Origin of the sequence: Robiginitalea sp. (assembly GCF_049588695.1) — a bacterium.
Lineage (GTDB): Bacteria > Bacteroidota > Bacteroidia > Flavobacteriales > Flavobacteriaceae > Robiginitalea.
Genome location: NZ_JBAVZJ010000575.1, coordinates 1 through 1,706, shown reverse-complemented (window position 1 = coordinate 1,706; position 1,706 = coordinate 1). Strand labels below are relative to the sequence as shown.

Sequence of the window (1,706 nt, the reverse complement as noted above, 5' to 3'; positions counted from 1 at the left end):
GAAGGGAAAAAATTGTGTGGTTACCGGGGGGAATTCCGGCATTGGATTTGAAACTGCCCGGGCCCTGGCTGAGGAAGGTGCCAATGTGCTGATCCTGAGCCGGAACGAGGAAAAGGCGGAAGCCGCTGTGAAATCGATCCGGGCGCAAGCCCGGGGGAATAAGATTGATTATGTCCTGGCTGACCTGAGCTCGCAAACGAGCATCCGCGAAGCCTCAAAAAACATCTTAAGTGATTTTAAGAGCATCGACATCCTGGTGAATAATGCGGGGGCGTGGTTTTCAAAACTAGGGCTCACTGCGGATGGGGTAGAGCGGCAGTTCGCAGTGAATCACCTGGCCTACTTCCTTTTGACGAAGGAATTAATGAAGGGGCTGGAGACTTCAGAGGACGGTCGCATTGTTTGTGTAGGATCCGATTCGCACTTTCACGGCAAGATCCACTTCGACGATGTTTCCCTGCGTAAGAATTATCACGGTCTCCGGGCCTATGCCCAGTCCAAACTGGCCAATGTAATGTTCGTCTATGAACTGGACAGGAGGTTAAAAGAACGAGGCATTGAGCACATCGATGTAAATTGTGTACAACCCGGCCGGGTCAATACCGATATTGGATTGAAACACACCATTTCGTTCCACTCCCTGGCCTGGCGCATTCGCCGCATTGGGGGGCTAACCCCCGCACAGGGAGCTGCAACCTCAATTTACCTGGCATCACAGGAGCAGGTTAATGGACTCAGTGGAAAGTATTGGGACAAATGCAAACCCAAGCCTTCTTCCCCTGCGTCCTATATACAGGAAGACGCCGCGAGACTTTGGGAAATTTCAGAATCTTTGTGTGGGGTAGGGGATTACTTTGAAGGACTTACCTCCGTATAAGACCGGAACATCTTTTCCAGGATCTGCATTTTAAGGGGCATAGGGAGCATCCGGTGGAACCTGTTAATCCAGCGGTTCATTCTCCCGGGATGGATGATTAACCGACCCTCGAGTAAATTTTTAACTGCATATTTGGCTACCTGGTCCGGGTAAAGCGCCATCATTTGGCCTTTTTTACCCTGGTTCTCCAGGCGTTTGAGGCCTTCTTCATTGGTGGGCACGGGCCCCGGGCATAGAATACTCACACGCACGCCGGAACGCTGCACTTCTTTACTCAAGGCCATGGAAAAGGCATAGACAAAGTTTTTAGTCCCCGTGTACACCGCCTTATAGGGAATAGGTAAATTGGCCTCCATACTGCTCGTGTTCATGATATAGCTTTCCTCCAGTGTTTTCAGATCCGGCAGAAACTGATGGGTCATGGCAATGTAGGCCTTGGTATTCAAATCAATCATTTGATTATAGCGGCTGAGGGGCACGCTTTCAAAAAAACCGCTTGCCCCGAATCCCGCATTATTGATCAGGTATTTTACGACATAATCGTTCTCATTACACCAGGCGTAGATGGCAGCCGCAGAGAGTGCATCCGTCAGGTCAACGGGAAAACACTCGGCACGGATGTCGTAATTGTCCTGCAGGTCTTTTTGGATGTCATATAAATCCGGGGTATCCAGAGCAATTAGGAGCGTATTGATTTTCCTTCTGGCAAATTCTTTGGCGATTTCACGTCCAATACCCAGGCTCGCACCGGTGATCAGAGCGTATTCATTATTTGATTCCATAAGAGGCTAAAGCTATTACACCAAAAGTTAAGGGGCCCAAGATAGTA

The 1,706-nt window shown here is 49.5% G+C and carries 2 protein-coding genes; one reads left to right on the top strand and one right to left on the bottom strand.

The genetic code is table 11. The features are described 5' to 3' along the window. Positions 1-877 (top strand): SDR family oxidoreductase (locus tag WBV75_RS13205; protein WP_424121053.1); only part of this gene is annotated, 877 nt, incomplete at its 5' end. Here the strand turns inward: WBV75_RS13205 and WBV75_RS13200 are convergent. After that, positions 850-1,659 (bottom strand): SDR family NAD(P)-dependent oxidoreductase, encoded by an 810-nt coding sequence (locus WBV75_RS13200; protein WP_424121052.1) that lies wholly within the window; start codon positions 1,657-1,659, stop codon positions 850-852. The genes WBV75_RS13205 and WBV75_RS13200 overlap by 28 nt on opposite strands. Between the last annotated feature and the right edge of the window lie 47 nt (positions 1,660-1,706).